The following is a 17,391-nucleotide window of genomic DNA, read 5'->3' on the forward strand; positions in this document are numbered from 1 at the left end:
GAGACTGAGTAGATCACTCCTGGAATGGCCGCTTTGGGCCGACTGCAGACTTTAGCCGTTTGTCCGCCGCGAATAAATCCACGGCATCAGCACGTCGATCTGGCTCTGCCTGTGGCCGTGGACGATGGCGGTGAGTGTGGCGGACAGGTAGCCGCTGAACACCTGGACGCGATTTCGCGCGAAGTTTCCGCGCGGTTTGGCGCGCATGCAATGAAGCTGCCTTACGAAGACAGGCTTTCTCCAGAGAGTTTACGGAAGCTACTCGGTATGGCAGAAGGCGATAAATCCAGCGGCTAGCAAGGCGCGCATTCTTTCCATGCCAGCCAGACACTCAAATGAAAGGCTTTGATCGGCGCCACACACGGTTTCTTACGCGCACCCGAGAATAATGGAAAGCTTATCAGCAATATCAGCTAAATAACCATTTACCAAAGGGCTTACAGGCTTCCGCAGCATCTTTGATTTCTTTTCCGTATCAACGATCGACGATGTGCGGATTTCCTTACCCAAACGCACTAGCAATACACGCTCCTCTACCACGAAATCTCGCGCAAATATGGATACACAAGCGTGCATCCATTGGATACACTGCGCCTATGACAACAAAAGATGTCGGACTTAGGATTCGGGTCGACCGAGAGCTGCGCGAGCAGTTTCTTGTTGCGTGTCGAGACCAGGACAAGCCTGCTGCGCAGGTGCTCCGCGCATTCATGCGGGACTATGTTGACCGCCAGACACCCGGGGAGCCCCGCCAACAAAAATCCAGGAAGCCAGCTGTCAAGGGTAGGGGTCGTTGAGCACAGTTACAGACAAGTTTGAAGCATTTCTGGAGTACGCGTGTCTTCTCAAGGGAGATGAAAAGGGCGAAGCGCAAGTTTTCTGTGACCGTCTGTTCCAGGCCTTCGGCCATAAGGGCTACAAGGAGGCAGGAGCGGAACTGGAATTTCGCATCAAGAAGCAGTCCACGAAAGGAACCAGCTTCGCCGACTTGATTTGGAAGCCGCGAGTTCTCATTGAGATGAAGAAACGTGGCGAGAACCTGTACCATCACTACCAGCAAGCGTTTGACTATTGGGTTCACGCGATCCCCAACAGGCCCCGATACGTGGTTCTCTGTAACTTTGACGAGTTCCGCATTTACGATTTCGACAAGCAGATTGATGAGCCCGTTGATACTGTCGCACTCGAAGATCTGCCGCGCAGGTACCCGGCTCTCAACTTCCTGTTTCCCGACGACCCGGACCCAGTGTTCGGGAATGATCGTGAGGAAGTGTCACGGGAGGCCGCCGACAAGGTGGCGATGCTCTTCAATTCGCTTATAGCACGCGGTGTCGACCGAAGCCAGGCGCAGCGGTTTGTCCTGCAGATTGTCGTAGCAATGTTCGCCGAAGACATCGGGCTACTGCCCGCCAGCATTGTTTTCAACCTTGCCGACGATTGTTTACGCAAGAAGCAGAGCTCATTCGATCAGTTTGGGGCACTCTTCCGACAGATGGACAGTCAAGTGCCCGCCAAAGGAGGGCGGTTCCAGAACGTCCCATACTTCAATGGCGGCATTTTCCACACTGTGAATGCAATCGATCTTCAACCCGCAGAACTTGAATTGTTGGCAGGAGAAGAAGGCGCCGCCACTAAGAATTGGTCGAAGGTCAATCCCGCAATCTTCGGGACCATTTTTCAACAGAGCATGGACGCTGAGGAGCGTCACGCGTACGGCGCTCACTTCACTTCGGAAGTCGACATTCTTCGGATCGTAACTCCGACGATATCCCGGCCTTGGCGCGAACAGATCGCCAAGGCCAATACGATGAAAGAGTTGTTGGCTCTTCGAAGCGAGCTCATGACCTACAAGGTTCTTGATCCAGCATGCGGCAGCGGTAATTTCCTATATGTGTCTTACCGCGAGCTTGTGCGCGTCGAGATCGCACTCATGGCGAAGCTAAAGGCTTCTGTAAGCGATAAGAACTTTCAAGAGCAGGCGAAGACGATCTCGCTGGTAAGCCCTCGTCAATTCTACGGTATTGACCGTGACTCATTCGGAGTCGAACTGGCGAAGGTAACCTTGATGCTCGCCAAGAAGCTGGCGCTCGATGAGGCGATCGAGGTCCTAGAGCGTGAACAAATAGAACTACCGCTGAACCAGGACGACGCGCTGCCGCTCGATAATCTCGATGCTAATTTTATGTGCGAGGACGCCCTCTTCGCGAAGTGGCCGCAAACCGATGTCATTGTAGGCAACCCGCCGTACCTCGACGCCCGCAAAATCACCATGGAACATGGCCGTGAGTACGTAGACTCCATTCGCGCGGCACACGCCGAGATACCTGGCCGCGCCGATTATTGCGTGTATTGGTTTAGGAAGGCGCATGACCACCTGCCCCCCAACACCGAGGAGCGACCGTTCGTAGGAAGGGCTGGTATGGTCGGTACCAACACAATCAGGCAGAACTACTCTCGCCAAGGAGGCCTAGACTACATAGTAGGTTCAGGAGGAACGATCATTGACGCCGTAGCTTCCCAAGTTTGGTCGGGAGAAGCAGTCGTGAATGTTTCAATCGTGAATTGGGTAAAGGGGCCTTACGAAGGCAGGAAGGTGCTTCACGAGCAGCTGGGCGATCGCCGCGACTCAGACTGGCGGCGCGAAGAGGTTGACACGATCACAAGCGCGCTCACCTCGGGAGCCGACGCGTCGGTAGCCCGCGAGCTCAATGCTATAACCGAGAAAAAACTGTGTTTTGAGGGTCAACAGCCAGGTCACAAAGGGTTCCGCGTCGATCTTTCTGAAGGTCGAGAACTTCTGCAAAGCGATCCGAATGCAGAGGCAATTCTCTTCCCATATCTGAACGGCAACGCACTTCTGTCTGGCAAGTTCGAAGAACAGCCCGAGTTTATTATCGACTTTGGCGACACTTCGATCTTCGAGGCGTCCAAGCATCCGAAAGCGTTGCAGATCGTGAAGGATCGGGTCTTACCCGACTGGCAAAAGAATGCCGAAGAAGAGAAGAAGGAAACTGGAAAAGAGGGGGGCGAGCATCAGAACCGCTTAAAGACATGGTGGCAGCTCAAGCGTCGCCGAGCGGATATGTTGAGCGCCATCGCTCCCCTTTCGCGCTACGCGGTTTGTGTCCGCCACACTAAGCGTCCGTTGTTCACGTTCGTTGACAAACGATATCGCCCGGACTCGGCTCTTACAGTCTTTGCATTTGAAGACGATTACTCGTTTGGAATTTTGCAGTCTAACGTCCATTGGAGCTGGTTTTTGGCCCGCTGCTCTACAATCAAGCGAGATTTTCGTTATACTAATGACACCGTGTTCACATCCTTCCCGTGGCCACAAACACTTAAGCCGAGCCAAGTTCTGGCGGTGGCCAGGGCCGCGCGTGATTTGAGGTTGTTGCGAGCAAAGCTTGCCGAAGATCACGGCATGTCATTCCGTGAGCTGTACCGTATGCTTGATCTTCCGGGTAAATCACCCTTGAAGGACGCTCACGACGAGCTCGATAAGGCTGTCCGCGATGCATACGGTATGAAAAAATCAGACGATGCCCTCTCGTTCCTTCTTAGCTTAAACAAGCTGCTGGCTGATAGAGAAGCGAACGGTGAGACGGTATTAGGCCCGGGAGTTCCGCCAAATCTTGTCGAGAAATCGGCACTGCTGACAACTGACAGCTTAGCTGCGCCCAAGATCGTCACCTAGCTTTGATGCCCGTGCAACCCGAGCGGCGCCCTTGATCGCCGCAAATATTGCAAGTGCTGCTGCAGGATCAGTTCTGGGCGCGCCGCATGGCCGAGCCCCCAGGCGTAAGCGTACCGAACCGCCGTCGGTCGGCGCGGCAGCAAGGACGTTTACGATTAGCGTACCGATCATCCTTTGATAACGGACGGAAGGCTATTATGCTGGTCTAAGATCTGTGCGGTTGGGTCGCAGAGGCCTTATTTTTCAGCTAGATTCAGCACACCGAAGCGTCAAACTGCACTGCGATTTCGTTTCGTAGTTCTTCGAAAATCGAATTCGGTCAGATTACGAGGTTTCGCCCTCTAGTAATTGAAATTGCCTTGGCACAGGAAGATGGTCCTCAACGGGGTGTTCATGCCTTCGTAAAATTGAGGTCTATTACGGGCTAGGATATTTCGCCTTCGTTGCACCGGCCGACGTTGGCCGGCACAGAGTCGGCGGTGAACAAAGATGGACTACAAAGGAAAATATCGAATGCGGGGTCAGTTAGCCGACTGATAAGCAAAGATCAAAAACGGAGTCAGTTGCCTAACTGGCAAAGAAAGATGCAAAAAGGAGTCAGTTCGCGAACTGATAAGCAAAATGCAAAAGCTTATCAGTTGGTGTGCTTCAAAGCGGCGCGTGTTCAGCTTCGGACATTGAAGGTCAGGAACCCTCAAGCAGTGGCACATCAAGGCTAGGTATCTCAGGCAGCGATTTGCCTGCAATGCCCTGGAGGTCACCATACATGCCTACGGTCGTTTCAATCACACCTTGAATCTGTCCCTCGCGTTTGGCCCAAACTCGATTCATGAACTTGCGCTCTTTATCGAGATCTTCCTTTAGTTCTTCGAATTTCTCGACGATACCTTCCAGTCGCTGCCGAAAGCGGGGTCCTGTCAGATAGTGATAGATTTGCTCCATCTTGGACTGCTGACCCACCTGGGCATTGCGAGAGCCGGCAAGTTCGATCAGCGAATGGCGTAACGCAACCGCAACCGGTATCGCGCATCGAGGATGGGCAACCCACACACCGTCTATCAAGTCAAAGTTTTCGACGTTTTTGGGCAAGGTTTGCGAGATGATAAGCGCGACGTCGGCTTTCGCGTGGCGTTGGTCATCTCTTAGCTTTGCCAGCCAGGCATCGGCCCAGTTCTTGGTTTGCTTTAGTTCCCACAAGATTACGCCAGCAGGTGCTCCAAGCTGCGCGTTAACTCGCTGTACGATATCACCGCCAAATTCACCTTTGCCGACCGGCTCAACTAGATCGAGTGGGAAGCGGTTTCGTAGAAGCGCTTCAAGCTCAAGCTCTAGCGCTTCACCTTGTGTTTGCTGAGAGCCTTGGTCAGCCTTTCTCTTCAATTCTTCTATGGTTCGCGACATTGACTCAATTTGCGCGTCTTTTTGTGAGACCTGCATTTTGAGAGTGTCTTCAGCGTCTTGTCGCGCCTTGGCAATAATTTGAGCCTGACTCGCTTGAACTCGTTTTTCGATCGTAACTTCAAGCTCTCTTTTCTGATCGTCCAATTCACGCTGTTTGCGCAACGCCTCGGCTTGAGAAGCCTGGGCTTCGGCAAGCTTGGTGGAGTTCTGCTTCAGAGCTGCACGCAACTCGGCCAGTTCGGCGCCTGATGCCGCCAAGTCCGCCGCCACGGCTTCGCGTGCTGCCTTCGCTTCAGTCGCGACAATTTGGGTGCGCTCTGTCTGAAGGCGCTGCTTGATTTGATCCTCGATGGCGTCGCGAGCGCGATTAAGCTCTTCCTTTTCCTTGCGTAGTTCTTCCTGTTTTTTGAAGAACTCAGCGTCTTTTGCGGTTAGCTGGTCTCGAAATGCTTTGCGCTCTGCCTCCAGCAACGGTGCGGCCAACGACTCCGTAAGAGGGATCTGATGGCTGCACTTCGGACAGATGACGTATGGATCATGTGCGTGACGGTTGGTCATCAACTTGGCCTGTTCTCTATTTGTTTCACTGTGGGCTACGGTTCTTCGGCGGTCAACCGCGCACGATATTGTCCACAATTGAAGATTGTAGCGCGCCACATCCCGGATGACGCCGTGGGCAAACCCTAGTTCAGTGGAGGAAAAGCGGTTGAAATGATAAGAATTCTCTCTCCCGCCCTTGCGCCTTCTGTGCGCGCTATGGTTGTTTTCGATACTTTTTTATAAGGGCGGCTGGTATGGATACGAAAAGTGCGGCAGAGATCGCACGGGAATTTGCACAAGCAGCTTTAAGCGCTGCGCCGGTAATTATTTTGGGTAGCGGCGCCTCGGCTGCGCATGGCGTGCCTGGAATGGCTGCCTTGGCATCGCACCTTTCTGGAATGGTGCCGCCTGTAGTTTGGTCGGCTGGCGAAAGAACCGAATGGGGTATGTTTCTCGCACGGCTTACAGCGGGAGACGATCTTGAGAGCGCGCTCCAAGCGATCCGCCCGACTGAGCGACAAACCCAGTACATCGCTACTGAGACCCGCGCCTTCCTGCTACCGCATGACCTTCGAGCTTTTCAAGAGCTGTTAACAGATCGACGCAATCTCCCGCTCTCACGGTTATATCGGCATCTTTTCGACAGCACACACAACACCATAAATGTCGTTACTCCAAACTATGATCGGCTTGCAGAATACGCAGCTGATGCCGTGGACATTAGCACGTTTACCGGTTTCAACTATGGCTATCTGCAGTCGCGCGCACGAGATGCAAACACGCGCATCTTCGTCAACCAGCAAGTCACACGTACTGTTGCAATATGGAAAGTACATGGGTCGCTTGATTGGTTTCAAGATGCTGCTGGGCAAATCGTCGGTGTTCGCGGTGTTTTCGATGTACCGGGCGGTTATACGCCTTTGATGATTACGCCGGGCATCGATAAGTATCGGTTGACGCACGGTGAGCCCTTTCGAACGATCCTAAGCTGTAGCGATAGGGCGCTAGAGAATGCTAGTGCTTATTTTTGCGTCGGATACGGTTTTAACGATGAACATCTCCAAACTAAGTTGATCGAGCGTTGCGATCGCAATTCCATTCCTCTTGTCGTCATCACCAAAGAACTAACGGCGACCGCCAGAGCATTTCTCAGCGGTGGACGCTGTCGCCGTTATCTCGCGATCGAGGACGGACCAAAAGGGTCGAAAGCCTTTATGCACGACGCGCCCCGTGGATTCGACCTTGACCAACCTATTTGGCGCCTTGACCACTTTCTGGACGAAATAACGGGAGTACCTGCGTGACCGCTCTGATTTTCAAGGACGAAGAGGCTTTGGGGCGGGTTCAATCGGTAGACACCGCCACAGTTATCGTACGCGTTGATGACGTGAAGGCGCTGCGAGCACTTCAGGTAAACCGTCTCGTCGCACTTCAGAGCAGTCTCGCGGGACACAAATTGATAGGGGTGATCCACAAGATCACCCGCAACGCGCTTGAAGAGTCTAAAGTCGCTGACGTCGAATTTGGCGAATTCTCAAATTCTGAAGTAAATCTCGTGCGGATCATGCTGATCGGTACATTGCTCGACCGCGACGGGACACGTGCAAATGTCTTTCGCCGAACTCTCGAAACAGTGCCAGAGATCGATGCCTGCTGCTTTGCGCTTGAAGGCGACCGACTTACGCGATTCATGGGCGTGATTTCCGATGTAATAGGCGGAGCGCAGCGTCTATCACTCGGCGTCTATACACTGGACCCGAATGCCCATGCGTTTGTGAATGGCAATCGATTATTTCAACGTCATGCGCTTGTAGTTGGTAGTACAGGCTCTGGGAAATCATGGACAACTGCTCGCCTGCTAGAGCAAATTTCTGAGCTCGATAGTGCCAATGCGATTGTATTCGACATGCATGGGGAATACGCGTCGATGGCGGGCGACGGCTTCGTCCATCTTCGTGTTGCTGGTCCCGGCGACATCGAAGTAGGTAGAGGTCTAAAAGACGGCGTGTTACACCTGCCATACTGGCTCATGAGCTACGAAGCGCTCAACTCTATGTTCGTCGATCGCTCTGATCAAAATGCCCCCAATCAGGCGATGATCATGTCGCGAGCCATCGTCGACGCTAAGACCAGCTTTTTGAAAAGCGGCGGTCACAAGGAAGTGCTGGCTAATTTCACGATTGATAGTCCGGTTCCTTTCGCGATTGAAACTGTACTCGAAGAGCTGAATCGGCTGAACAGTGAGATGGTGCCGGGAGCCAAGTCGGGTACTGAGAAGCAGGGCGATTTCCACGGTAAGCTGAGTCGGTTAGTCCAGCGCCTCGAAGGCAAACGTACTGACCGGAGGCTTGGGTTTTTGTTTCCTGGATCTGGCGTAGCGGACAGCTATGGTTGGCTTGATGAGGTGGTCAACCTCTTGCTGGCCGGACGCTCGGCCAAAGGGGGGCGCGGTGGCGTCAAAATTATTGATTTTTCCGAAGTTCCTTCAGACATCCTGCCGCTGATCGTCGGCATGGTGGCGCGATTGGCCTTTCATGTGCAGCAATGGAGTACGCAGGGTCTTCGTCATCCGGTAGCTCTCTTCTGCGATGAGGCTCATCTTTACGTGCCGCAAGATCCGACCTCCAGCGCGGCGGAGAATGCAATCGCGACGTTTGAGCGCATTGCAAAGGAGGGACGGAAATATGGAGTTGGGCTGGTTGTGATTAGCCAGCGTCCTGCCGAAGTGAACCGGACTGTCGTCAGCCAGTGCAACAATCTCATCGCAATGCGGCTAACCAACGGTGATGACCAAACCGTCGTACGAAGGCTTCTGCCCGATAGCCTCGGAAGTTTCGGTGACCTTCTGCCAGTTCTCGACACAGGTGAGGCTCTGGTTGTCGGTGACGCGATCCTGTTGCCCACGCGCATTCGCATTGCGAAGCCTCTTAATAAGCCACTAAGCGGCACAATCGAGTTCTGGGATCGCTGGGCAGACGCAACGGCAGCATCTTCGCTCGACAAGGCGGTCGAAAGCTGGAGACGGCAGACTCTCATCAAATAGCGAGCGCGCTGCGAACAGGTCAAAGAAAACACAAATAACTAAGGTGCCGGCATAGCCTGGCTTAAGAGCAGAATCGGGGAGAGGGACGTGCTTGAAGAAGTGCAGATTGAGTTCGAGGCACCACTCGAAAAAGATGAAGATACGCTCGACATCAGTGACGAGCAGCGAGCTGTCCATACCGACAAGCTCGACTCTCCCGTGGAATCTCTCCATCGAAAATTCAAACAAGGTAAGCTGACCGTGCAGCCCGACTTTCAGCGTGATTTTGTTTGGGATCCAGTCCGGGCTAGCCGACTCATAGAGTCCGCGCTCCTCAGTATACCAATCCCCACAATCTATACATCCATTGAGCCCGACGGCAAAGAATACGTTATCGACGGCCAGCAGCGGCTAACCTCATTCTTTTCATTCATCGATGGAAAATTTCCTGATGGTAATGAATTTAAGCTTCGCGGCTTGAAGGTTTTCCAGGAGCTGAACGACAAATATTACGAGGATTTGCTGGAGAGTCAGCAATCTACCATCAATGACTTCACGCTTCGCGTTATCACGTTTAAGCGTGGCTCCGACGAAAATCTCAAATTTGAAATCTTTGAACGTCTGAATACTGGATCGGTGCCTCTCAACGATCAGGAACTTCGTAACTGTATCTATCGCGGATCCTACAATGTGCTTGTTCGTGAATTGGCGGAATATAGCGAGTTTCGCCAGATTATGGGCTTAGCAAAGCCCGACAAACGTCGCAAAGATGAAGAGTTGGTGCTGCGCTTCTGTGCCTTCTACAACGCTACGTATCTGAATTACAAACCGCCGATGAAGGCCTTCTTGAACAATGAGGCCTCAAAACGTCGTAACCTGTCGATTGAAGCGGCTGACGAGATTCGAGATGCCTTTAAGAAGGCATGTCAGGTCACGCGATCGATGTTCGGCGAGCACGCCTTTAAACGCTTCTATCGCGGTACAGAAAAGCATCCGGATGGTTATTGGGAGCCAAAGAAGTTCAACGCGTCATTGTTTGACGTTGTCATGTACACCTTCGCACGTGAAGACAAAAACATCTTGCAGCAAAATCTCGACTCTATTCGTGAGGCGCTGATATGTTTGATGACCGAGAACGGGGAATTTATCAATTCGATCGAGCTGTCCACCAGTTCGTACAAGGCTGTCACTAAACGGTTTGACCTGTGGCGGAATGCACTTGAGAAAGTCATCGGTGTTGGTCGCAGGGAGCCGAGGTGCTTCAGCCGTAAGCTAAAGGACGAGCTTTTCAAAAAAGATCCAACCTGTTCGCTATGCAATCAACGCATCGCGGATGTTGACGATTCTGCAGTTGACCATATTGAGCAGTATTGGACAGGTGGCAAAACAATAGATGAGAACGCGCGCCTAACGCACCGATACTGCAATTGTGCACGGTCAAGAAACGATAAGCCGACCGTCGCGGCCGGCTGATAGGGTTTTACGGAAATAAAGACAGTTGGCTGACCGATGAAGAAATTGTAATCAGCCCGCTAACTGACAAGCAAAGACTGCAAATGGAGTCAGTCAGCAGACTGATAAGCAATGATTGCAAATGGAGTCAGTCAGCCAACCGATAAGCAAAGGTCACAAAGCTTACCAGTCGGCCTGAAATGTCGGCTTCTCGCCCAGAGCGGGCTCTCACATTCCATAAAGTCGGAGTTACGAACCCGACGTCGATCAAAATCCGAGGGCGCGACGCTGGTCGGACCAGGCGAGGGGCAGAGTCTTTCGAATCCGGGCAAGTGTTAGCGTCTGCGGTTGACCGCCGGTCAGAATAGCTTCCGTGATGACTGGCGCCAGAAAGGCATAGCGCAGTTCCTGCCGAACTACCTTCGGATGCAGTTTGGCTGAAGCCGCCAGCGTCTCAACCGTCTCAAACTTGTTATTCTGTAGGTCGCGCAGCCAGGCATGGGCGCGAACAACGGCTTGCACCAGCTTTGGATCAGGTTGGCGTTGGCCGGTTGGTTCAACGACCCGCGCTGGGTTGCGTTCGCGCGGTTGCCACAGGATAGAGAGTTCGTTCGCGCGAATTTGTGCCGATGCCGGCGTGGTGATTTTGACGGCCCGGCTGCTGAGTTCGGCGCGCGCGACGTAGGTGGCAATGAGTTCAGCGTCGGTGATCGCGTTGTCGATAGTCAGCCGCTCGCGTAACGCATTGATAATGGTCAATTCGATCTCAGTTGCCGAGACCCGCGAGATGGACCCAGCCTCAGGTTTGCGTCCTCGCAATAGAGCTGAACTGACATAGAAGCGATAGCGCACGCCCTTTTTGCTCGAAAAGCTCGGGCTCATCAGGTTGCCGCGGTCGTCGAACAGTTTCCCTGTCAGCAACGCGCCGCTTTCGCTCCGCTTTGCTTTGCGGTCAATAGCATTCGCGGCGAGTTGTCGTTGGACCTGCTCGAATAATGTGCGGTCAATAATCGGCTCGTGTTCGCCCGGATACCACTTATCTTTATGGCCGATCTCGCCAATGTAGATGCGGTTCTTCAAGAGATAGGCGAGAGGGCCGTAGGTGAAGGCAACACCGCCGCCGTCGGGCTGTTTGATCGTTGAGCGTTTCTTGCTTACGATTTTTTGGCGATCGAGGTCGTCCACCAGGCGCTGGAAGCTACCTAGCTCCAGGTAACGTTTGAAGATGAGATTGACCGTCTCACGTTCCTTTGGATTGGGAATGAGCTTCTTGTCCTTGACGTCATAGCCGAGGGGGACGCTGCCTCCGGTCCATTTGCCCTTGGCGCGCGAGGCGGCAATCTTGTCACGGACCCGCTCGGAGGATAGCTCACGTTCGAATTGGGCGAAGGACAGCAGCACGTTCAATGTGAGGCGGCCCATTGAGGTCGTGGTGTTGAACTGCTGGGTGACGGCCACGAAGGAAATCGATCTGGCGTCAAACACCTCCACCAGTTTGGCGAAGTCCGCTAGCGAGCGGGTTAGCCGGTCAATCTTGTAAACCACCACGACGTCGATCTTGCCAGCCTCGACATCGTTAAGAAGTCGCTTGAGGGCAGGGCGGTCAAGGTTGCCGCCGGAGAAAGCTGGGTCATCATAGGGTTGAGGCAGCACCTTCCAGCCGAGCGATGCCTGGCTCTTGATGTATGCCTCGCAGGCCTCGCGCTGAGCATCAAGCGAGTTGAATTCGAGTTCAAGACCGTGCTCGGTCGACTTGCGGGTGTAGATGGCGCAGCGCAGGATTGTCGGAGGGTTACCGGCCATCAGCGGCCCCCTTGCCAGCGTTCGACCGGAGGCCGAAAAACCGAGGACCGTTCCAGTTCGTGCCAGCGATCAGGGAAGCGATCTCTGATAGGCTTGCATAGATCTGCCCATCGAAAGCAAAGCCGTCCTGTTGAACCACGACGCGATAACTCTTGCCCTTCCAGGTCCGCACCAGCTCCGAACCCGGTTTGATCCGGCGAGGCAGCACGAGCTGCCCGCTCGGTTTGGCTGCCATGGACTTCACGAGTTGATCGAGCAGGCGTTGGGTCGAGCGGGACAGTCTCCCGCAAGCCTTTTCCTGAATCTGTTGGGCGATGCTCCGGCGGAGCAGATCAGGGCCGAAGGCCTTTGGCGGATCGCTTCGGAGAAGCTCTCGGTAACGTAGGCGGAGTTCAACGATCGGGAGTGTCGCGAGCCGCTTCAGCTCGGATTCGACCGTAGGCGTGGCTGGTTTAATGGGTGAGGGGACGTGGGTCATTTCGCGGGCGTCGATTTTACAACCCGATAGGGCCGTCCATCTTCTCTGAGGTCAGGTTCAGTTTGAGTTTCTTGCGCACTGTCCCGGCGAAAAATCCTCGCACGGAATGTTGCTGCCAGCCGGTCGTCTTCATGATGGCGGCGATCGTGGCGCCGGAGGGCGTACGTAGCATCTCGAGGACCTTGTCCTGTTTGGACTTGGCCACGTCTGACGCTTTTGGTTGGGCAAATTCTGTGCGTGACGTGGCTGAGTGAGTCCGCCGACCGCGCTGGGTGGCGCGCTTCACAGGATCTGCTGATTTGCGAGAGGTTCTAGGTTTGTGCTTTCGGGGTTTAGAGGTCATCTGATGCTCCTTATGGAAAAGACAGCATCATGAGCTGCCACTGCCACGAGCCCGCCTTCTACCGACGGGCATAAGAACCATCAGGTTGGCGGGATCCCTCAGGCGCGCGAGAGGCGATCGAGCAGCGAGGCCGCGTTGTGCAGGCGGCCCGCTTCGTAGATCGGTTGTTCGATATCCAATGAGACCGTCACACCTTCGGACGTGCTACCGGTTCGGGCACAAGCCTCTGCGGCTTTTGCGATCCGCGAACCATCGCCAAGGCGAGCCGCCATCTCGGTTGGAATCAGAAATACTGCCTGTTCCGTAATTTTGCGATCCATCATTGCCTCCGTTGTTGCGACAGTGATGCTCCACACACCCGCGAAGTCGAGCGGAAATCACAGCAATCTTGTGGCTCTTATTGGCCAGTCACGATCATGGAATGATCCCCCCAAAGGGCCCTGTCCGGCCTTCACGGGCCTATTTGGACACGGGCTTAACCGATGTCGGCGCAGCTTTGCCGGCGACATAGTCGCGGAATAGCTTCACGGGGTCGGCACCAAGCGCTCGGGTGATCGCGATAAATTCGATCACGTCGATGCGTCGTTCGCCGCCCTCATACTTGGCGACAAAGGATTGGGGCACGTTAAGCGCCTCGGCAAGGGCGCGTTGGCGAATTCCGGCCTTCTCCCGGGCGGCCACCAGAAGGCCGATGAGACGGGCGTATTCCGCGGATGTGAGAGTCTTTTGCATGCGCCGCCAAGGCCGTGAATCGGCGGCGGGCAATTTGATCCTGAAAAGGGATTATCCCAAAATAGGATCGTATTAACTCTGTTCTGCTTCCATTGCGGCGAAGGCGACTTTCGCACTGGATATAGCTGCGGAACGAAGCGACCAGCGGTCAGCGCCTCGCATATGTGGGCGCTGAATAGAGGACCGATATGTCAACAGTTAAAAATGTGACGCAGCCTAGCCGACGAAAGAAAAGGGAGCACGAAGCGGCAGTGCAAATCCGCGACGTTCTTGCGTCGAGCTTTCCCCATTACGTGGTCGAGACGGGCAAAAGCCTGCTGTATAAGATCGAGGTGGATCCTTCCGGTCAACTCAGCCACGAAGGCACGGCAAGCCCGATGCGGGGTAAATACGCATTTCAGACGGACATTCTGATCTCGAAAGGCGTAACTCCGCTCGTCGTTATCGAATTGAAAGCCGATTCTTTCTCGTCACATGACGTGATCAATTACAGCAGCAAAGCCGCGCGTCATAAACAGATATATCCCTATCTCCGCTATGGGTTTGTCGTTGCGGGACTGCACGGCCTCGGGCGCCGGCTCATGACCCATAACGAAGCCTTTGATTTCGCATTGGTCCTTCCTGATGCTGCGGCGATTGAGAACGATCTCGTTGCGCTGGCTCGCCGACAAATCAAGGCCGCGGAGACGCTTTGCGAATTGATGCGGTCTAATCGGACGAAGATTGTCCGCTACGAGCAAACCGTCCACATCGATCAACTGTCGGCAGTACTTTAACTCACCCAGGACAGTGTCGTATCATAGCCTCCCTTGTATGAGAGTGCTTGGCTGAGGCTGTCGACTTGATCGTCATGTTTGCCTTGTGGGAAGGTTAGGAGCTCGGTTTCGAGCTCAGCCAGAAATGGCGCCTTCCGGGGAAAGAGTACAAGACCGCCTTCAAATTTGGCCTGATGCACAAACAGGCGGCCATTCTTGTCGCGCTCGATTGGAACAGGTTTGACTGTATAGATGCCTTCTTGTCGAAGCTCCTGAGCCAGAGCAATACCGGTCGATGCGTCCTCGACCAGGATTTTGAGTGGATCATATCGCTGTGCAAGCGCGATGGCGGTGGCACGAAGCTGAGGGTATTCGTATCGCCCCCTTGTGACGTTCATCAAATAGAAGTGCTTGTCCACGAGAAGCCAGGTCGTGCAGACAGACCAATCGTTTTGGCTACCTATTTTTGCGGCCGTATCCCACGATTGGATCACCTTAGTGCGATAGGTGCGCTCGGGCAGTTGATCGTAGTAGCGTAGCCAATCTCGGCGGATCATCGCGCCGCCATCGGGTACTGGGGATTGCTGATATTGGGCGCTGAAAATGGCCGAACCCATTTCCGTGCGAAGCTTCTCCAATGTCGAGATACTCTCATACTGGGGGTGCAGGGCGTCACCGGCCCGGCGCGTGTGATATTCACCGCCTCCGACCTCGATCTTCTCATCCCTCTCGGCAATCGCAGGCAAGCTCAAGACGGTCCAGTCGCTGGAATTATCGACCAGAAAGCCGGTTAGATCATGAAGATGCACTCTCTGCATGACCAGAATGATCGCACCCTTGGCTTTGTTATCCAGCCGCGAGAGCAAAGTGTTCGTGAACCATTGGTTCAGTGAGTTGCGCAAAGTATCGGATTGAGCATCGACAGGCTTTTGCGGGTCATCGAGGATAATCATATCGCCGCCTAGCCCGGTCAGAGTTGCAGACACGGACGTTGATCGGCGAAAGCCCCGCATCGTAGTGAAGACGTCGGAGCTTGCTACCCGCGCGACCCGCATGCTCGGAAATGTCCTTTGGTACCATTCGGACTGCACGATCGCGCGAAAGTCTGCGGCATGCTTGGCGGATAGGTCCGTGCTGTAACTGACGCCGAAGATCTTCAAGCGGGGATCGTGCCCAAGTAGGAATGCTGGGAGAATCACCGACACCGTCAACGACTTCAGATAGCGTGGGGGCATATTGATTATTAAGCGATTGATCTCACCATTTCGAACGAGTTGCAACTGATGCGCAATCGCCTTGATGTGCCAGTTAGGAAGATACTTTGCGCCCGGATTGAGCATCCGGAAGCAGCGATGGACAAAGCTCTCAAAGTCGTTGCGCAGAAGGGCCTTGAGCAACTTCCGGTCTTTCACAGCTAGGTTCCTTTCTTGTCGAGCTTGGACTGGAGGTCCCGGAGGTAAGCGTCGAGCACTGCCTTGTCGTCTGCATCGATCTCGGATTCCACGCTTTCCGTCGATGCCATTGCTGCTAAACGGTTCAATATGAATGCCGCAGTTTTGGTGTTGCCCTTTAAGGCTTCCTCGGCAAGCTTGTGGAAAATGGCTTCCAAGATGGTGATCTTGCGAACTTTGCTGCCCTGACGCATTTCGATTCTCCGATTGAGCAGTTCGGTCAAAATTGCTGCCTCGCTCTTGGCGCCCTTCGGACGGCCTTTGGGATTGCCACTCTGCCCAGGTTTGAATTGGTGGGCGCGCGGCGGTTTCCCGTAGCCGACGTCCTCCTCGCCAGGTGAGAGCCGCACGCGCTTCCTAATGATGCGTTGCATTTTTTGACTGGAGGCCATCACACCCTCACGCGCGCGCGAGCACACGATCTTTCAGCAGCTACCTCGTGAAACGTCTGTCCGGTGCTTTCCAATATCGCATCTCGTTTGGTGAAATCCTGCCAGCGCTTGATGGCGACATCGACATACAGAGGGTCGATTTCGATTCCATACCCGCGCCGGCCGACTTTTTCAGCGGCAAGAATGGTTGTGCCGGAGCCGATGAAAGGATCGAGCACGATATCGCCTCGGCGCGAACAATCCCGCATCGCGTCGGCCACCAAAGCAACAGGCTTCACCGTTGGATGAACCGCGAGGTCTGCAAGACGACCTTTACGAAACGTATTCACCCCGGGGTATTGCCAGACATTCGATCTTGATCGGCCGTGTTTGCCGAGTTCGATATTATTTCGATGCGGCGCATCCCCATTCTTGAAAACTAGGATGAGCTCGTGTTGAGAGCGATAGAAGCTGCCTTGACCAGCATTTGTCTTGACCCAGGCAATAACATTCTTGAGTTCAGTGAAAGCCCGTTCGCCAGCAGCAAGACACTCGGTCAGATGTCTCCAGTCCATGCAGCAGAACACTATCGAACCCTCTTCTAAGTACCGAGCTGCTAAAGTCATCCACTCGGTGAGGAAGTCAGTGAATTGGATAGGGGTCATCTCACCCGAGGCTGCGGCAAATTCTCGGTGTTTGATCTTGCCTCGCCCCTGCACTGAACTGATCCGGACATTGTATGGCGGGTCGGCGAACGCCATGATGGCGGAGTTACCGCTCATAAGCCCTTTAATGTGGTCTGGATCTCTGGAATCGCCGCACAAGAGGCGGTGATTCCCGAGAACCCATTGATCTTTGATGCGGCTCACGGCTCGCGGTTGAATTTGCGGGACGATGTCGACAGGCTGACTTTCGAGGTCAACCAAATCGCCCAAAAGGTTGTCGACCTCGGCTGGTTCAAAACCCGTAATTTCAAGACTTAGATCAAATTCCGGAAGCGAAACCGCGAGTTCGCCCAGTTCTGCAGCGAGAATTTTGTGATCCCAGCCGGCATTCGCTGCGATCTTGTTGTCTGCAAGCGCCAGCGCGCGTTTTTCAGTTTCGCTAAGTTCTCTTAGAATGCTGACCGGTATTTTGGCTAAGCCCAATGCCTGCGCTGCGCGCCATCTTCCGACGCCACAGTAGATGATGCCACGCTCATCAACGAGGATAGGGTACCTGAATCCGAAACGCCGAATACTATTGGCGATTTGCTCAAGTTGCTTCTTTGAGTGCGTTCGGGCATTGCGCTTGTAAGGTCGAAGCTGGTCGACCTGCATTTCTTCGATTGAACTCAAGTACACTTC

15 protein-coding genes are annotated in these 17,391 nt (G+C 54.0%); 5 read left to right on the forward strand and 10 right to left on the reverse strand.

The annotated features are described in order from the left end of the window. Positions 1-51 precede the first annotated feature (51 nt). Entirely contained in the window at positions 52-207 is a 156-nt protein-coding gene (locus tag ACP0KA_RS15875) for a hypothetical protein (RefSeq protein WP_424629707.1), read from the reverse strand. Between the two features lie 586 nt (positions 208-793). Between ACP0KA_RS15875 and ACP0KA_RS15880 the strand changes: the two genes are divergently transcribed. After that, the gene (locus ACP0KA_RS15880) at positions 794-3,697 is read left to right on the forward strand and encodes a DNA methyltransferase (RefSeq protein ID WP_424629708.1); all 2,904 of its coding nucleotides are present in this window, start codon (positions 794-796) and stop codon (positions 3,695-3,697) included. A gap of 684 nt (positions 3,698-4,381) precedes the next feature. Here the strand turns inward: ACP0KA_RS15880 and ACP0KA_RS15885 are convergent. After that, positions 4,382-5,656: a DUF2130 domain-containing protein gene (locus ACP0KA_RS15885; protein ID WP_424629709.1), complete on the reverse strand. Its 1,275-nt coding sequence runs from the start codon at positions 5,654-5,656 to the stop codon at positions 4,382-4,384. Positions 5,657-5,892: 236 nt separating this feature from the next. On the opposite strand from ACP0KA_RS15885, the gene ACP0KA_RS15890 reads away from it, so the two are divergent. The 3 genes from ACP0KA_RS15890 to ACP0KA_RS15900 all read left to right on the forward strand — a co-directional run bounded on the left by ACP0KA_RS15890 (position 5,893) and on the right by ACP0KA_RS15900 (position 10,133). Next, entirely contained in the window at positions 5,893-6,942 is a 1,050-nt protein-coding gene (locus tag ACP0KA_RS15890; protein ID WP_424629710.1) for an SIR2 family protein, read from the forward strand. After that, on the forward strand, positions 6,939-8,681 hold the full coding sequence (locus ACP0KA_RS15895) for an ATP-binding protein (protein WP_424629711.1): 1,743 nt from the start codon (positions 6,939-6,941) through the stop codon (positions 8,679-8,681). Before ACP0KA_RS15890 ends, ACP0KA_RS15895 begins: the two co-directional genes overlap by 4 nt. An 87-nt stretch (positions 8,682-8,768) precedes the next feature. Continuing rightward, positions 8,769-10,133: a GmrSD restriction endonuclease domain-containing protein gene (locus tag ACP0KA_RS15900; protein WP_424629712.1), complete on the forward strand. Its 1,365-nt coding sequence runs from the start codon at positions 8,769-8,771 to the stop codon at positions 10,131-10,133. Positions 10,134-10,379: 246 nt separating this feature from the next. Here ACP0KA_RS15900 and ACP0KA_RS15905 read toward each other — a convergent pair whose 3' ends face one another. The 5 genes from ACP0KA_RS15905 to ACP0KA_RS15925 all read right to left on the reverse strand — a co-directional run bounded on the left by ACP0KA_RS15905 (position 10,380) and on the right by ACP0KA_RS15925 (position 13,468). Continuing rightward, positions 10,380-11,915 (reverse strand): recombinase family protein, encoded by a 1,536-nt coding sequence (locus tag ACP0KA_RS15905; protein WP_424629713.1) that lies wholly within the window; start codon positions 11,913-11,915, stop codon positions 10,380-10,382. Beyond that, a complete protein-coding gene (locus ACP0KA_RS15910; protein WP_424629714.1) occupies positions 11,905-12,393 on the reverse strand; it encodes a DUF2924 domain-containing protein in 489 nt (162 codons plus the stop codon). Before ACP0KA_RS15910 ends, ACP0KA_RS15905 begins: the two co-directional genes overlap by 11 nt. Positions 12,394-12,409: 16 nt before the next feature. Then, positions 12,410-12,598 (reverse strand): DUF3489 domain-containing protein, encoded by a 189-nt coding sequence (locus ACP0KA_RS15915; RefSeq protein ID WP_424629715.1) that lies wholly within the window; start codon positions 12,596-12,598, stop codon positions 12,410-12,412. Between the two features lie 236 nt (positions 12,599-12,834). After that, positions 12,835-13,056 (reverse strand): hypothetical protein, encoded by a 222-nt coding sequence (locus tag ACP0KA_RS15920; RefSeq protein ID WP_424629716.1) that lies wholly within the window; start codon positions 13,054-13,056, stop codon positions 12,835-12,837. Positions 13,057-13,195: 139 nt separating this feature from the next. Then, positions 13,196-13,468: a helix-turn-helix domain-containing protein gene (locus ACP0KA_RS15925; protein ID WP_424629717.1), complete on the reverse strand. Its 273-nt coding sequence runs from the start codon at positions 13,466-13,468 to the stop codon at positions 13,196-13,198. A 188-nt stretch (positions 13,469-13,656) separates the two neighbouring features. Between ACP0KA_RS15925 and ACP0KA_RS15930 the strand changes: the two genes are divergently transcribed. Continuing rightward, positions 13,657-14,244 carry a hypothetical protein gene (locus ACP0KA_RS15930; protein ID WP_424629718.1) on the forward strand — a complete coding sequence of 196 codons (588 nt, stop codon included), beginning with the start codon at positions 13,657-13,659 and terminating at the stop codon, positions 14,242-14,244. On the opposite strand, the gene terL is transcribed toward ACP0KA_RS15930, so the two are convergent. Genes terL through ACP0KA_RS15945 form a run of 3 tightly spaced genes read right to left on the reverse strand, consistent with a single transcriptional unit; the run spans position 14,241 to position 17,388 of the window. Next, entirely contained in the window at positions 14,241-15,635 is a 1,395-nt protein-coding gene (terL, locus tag ACP0KA_RS15935; protein WP_424629719.1) for a phage terminase large subunit, read from the reverse strand. The genes ACP0KA_RS15930 and terL overlap by 4 nt on opposite strands. A gap of 2 nt (positions 15,636-15,637) precedes the next feature. Then, on the reverse strand, positions 15,638-16,066 hold the full coding sequence (locus ACP0KA_RS15940) for a DUF5681 domain-containing protein (RefSeq protein ID WP_424629720.1): 429 nt from the start codon (positions 16,064-16,066) through the stop codon (positions 15,638-15,640). Next, positions 16,066-17,388 carry a site-specific DNA-methyltransferase gene (locus tag ACP0KA_RS15945; protein ID WP_424629721.1) on the reverse strand — a complete coding sequence of 441 codons (1,323 nt, stop codon included), beginning with the start codon at positions 17,386-17,388 and terminating at the stop codon, positions 16,066-16,068. Before ACP0KA_RS15945 ends, ACP0KA_RS15940 begins: the two co-directional genes overlap by 1 nt. Positions 17,389-17,391 lie beyond the last annotated feature (3 nt).

Source organism: Bradyrhizobium sp. SYSU BS000235 (assembly GCF_049747295.1).
Lineage (GTDB): Bacteria > Pseudomonadota > Alphaproteobacteria > Rhizobiales > Xanthobacteraceae > Afipia.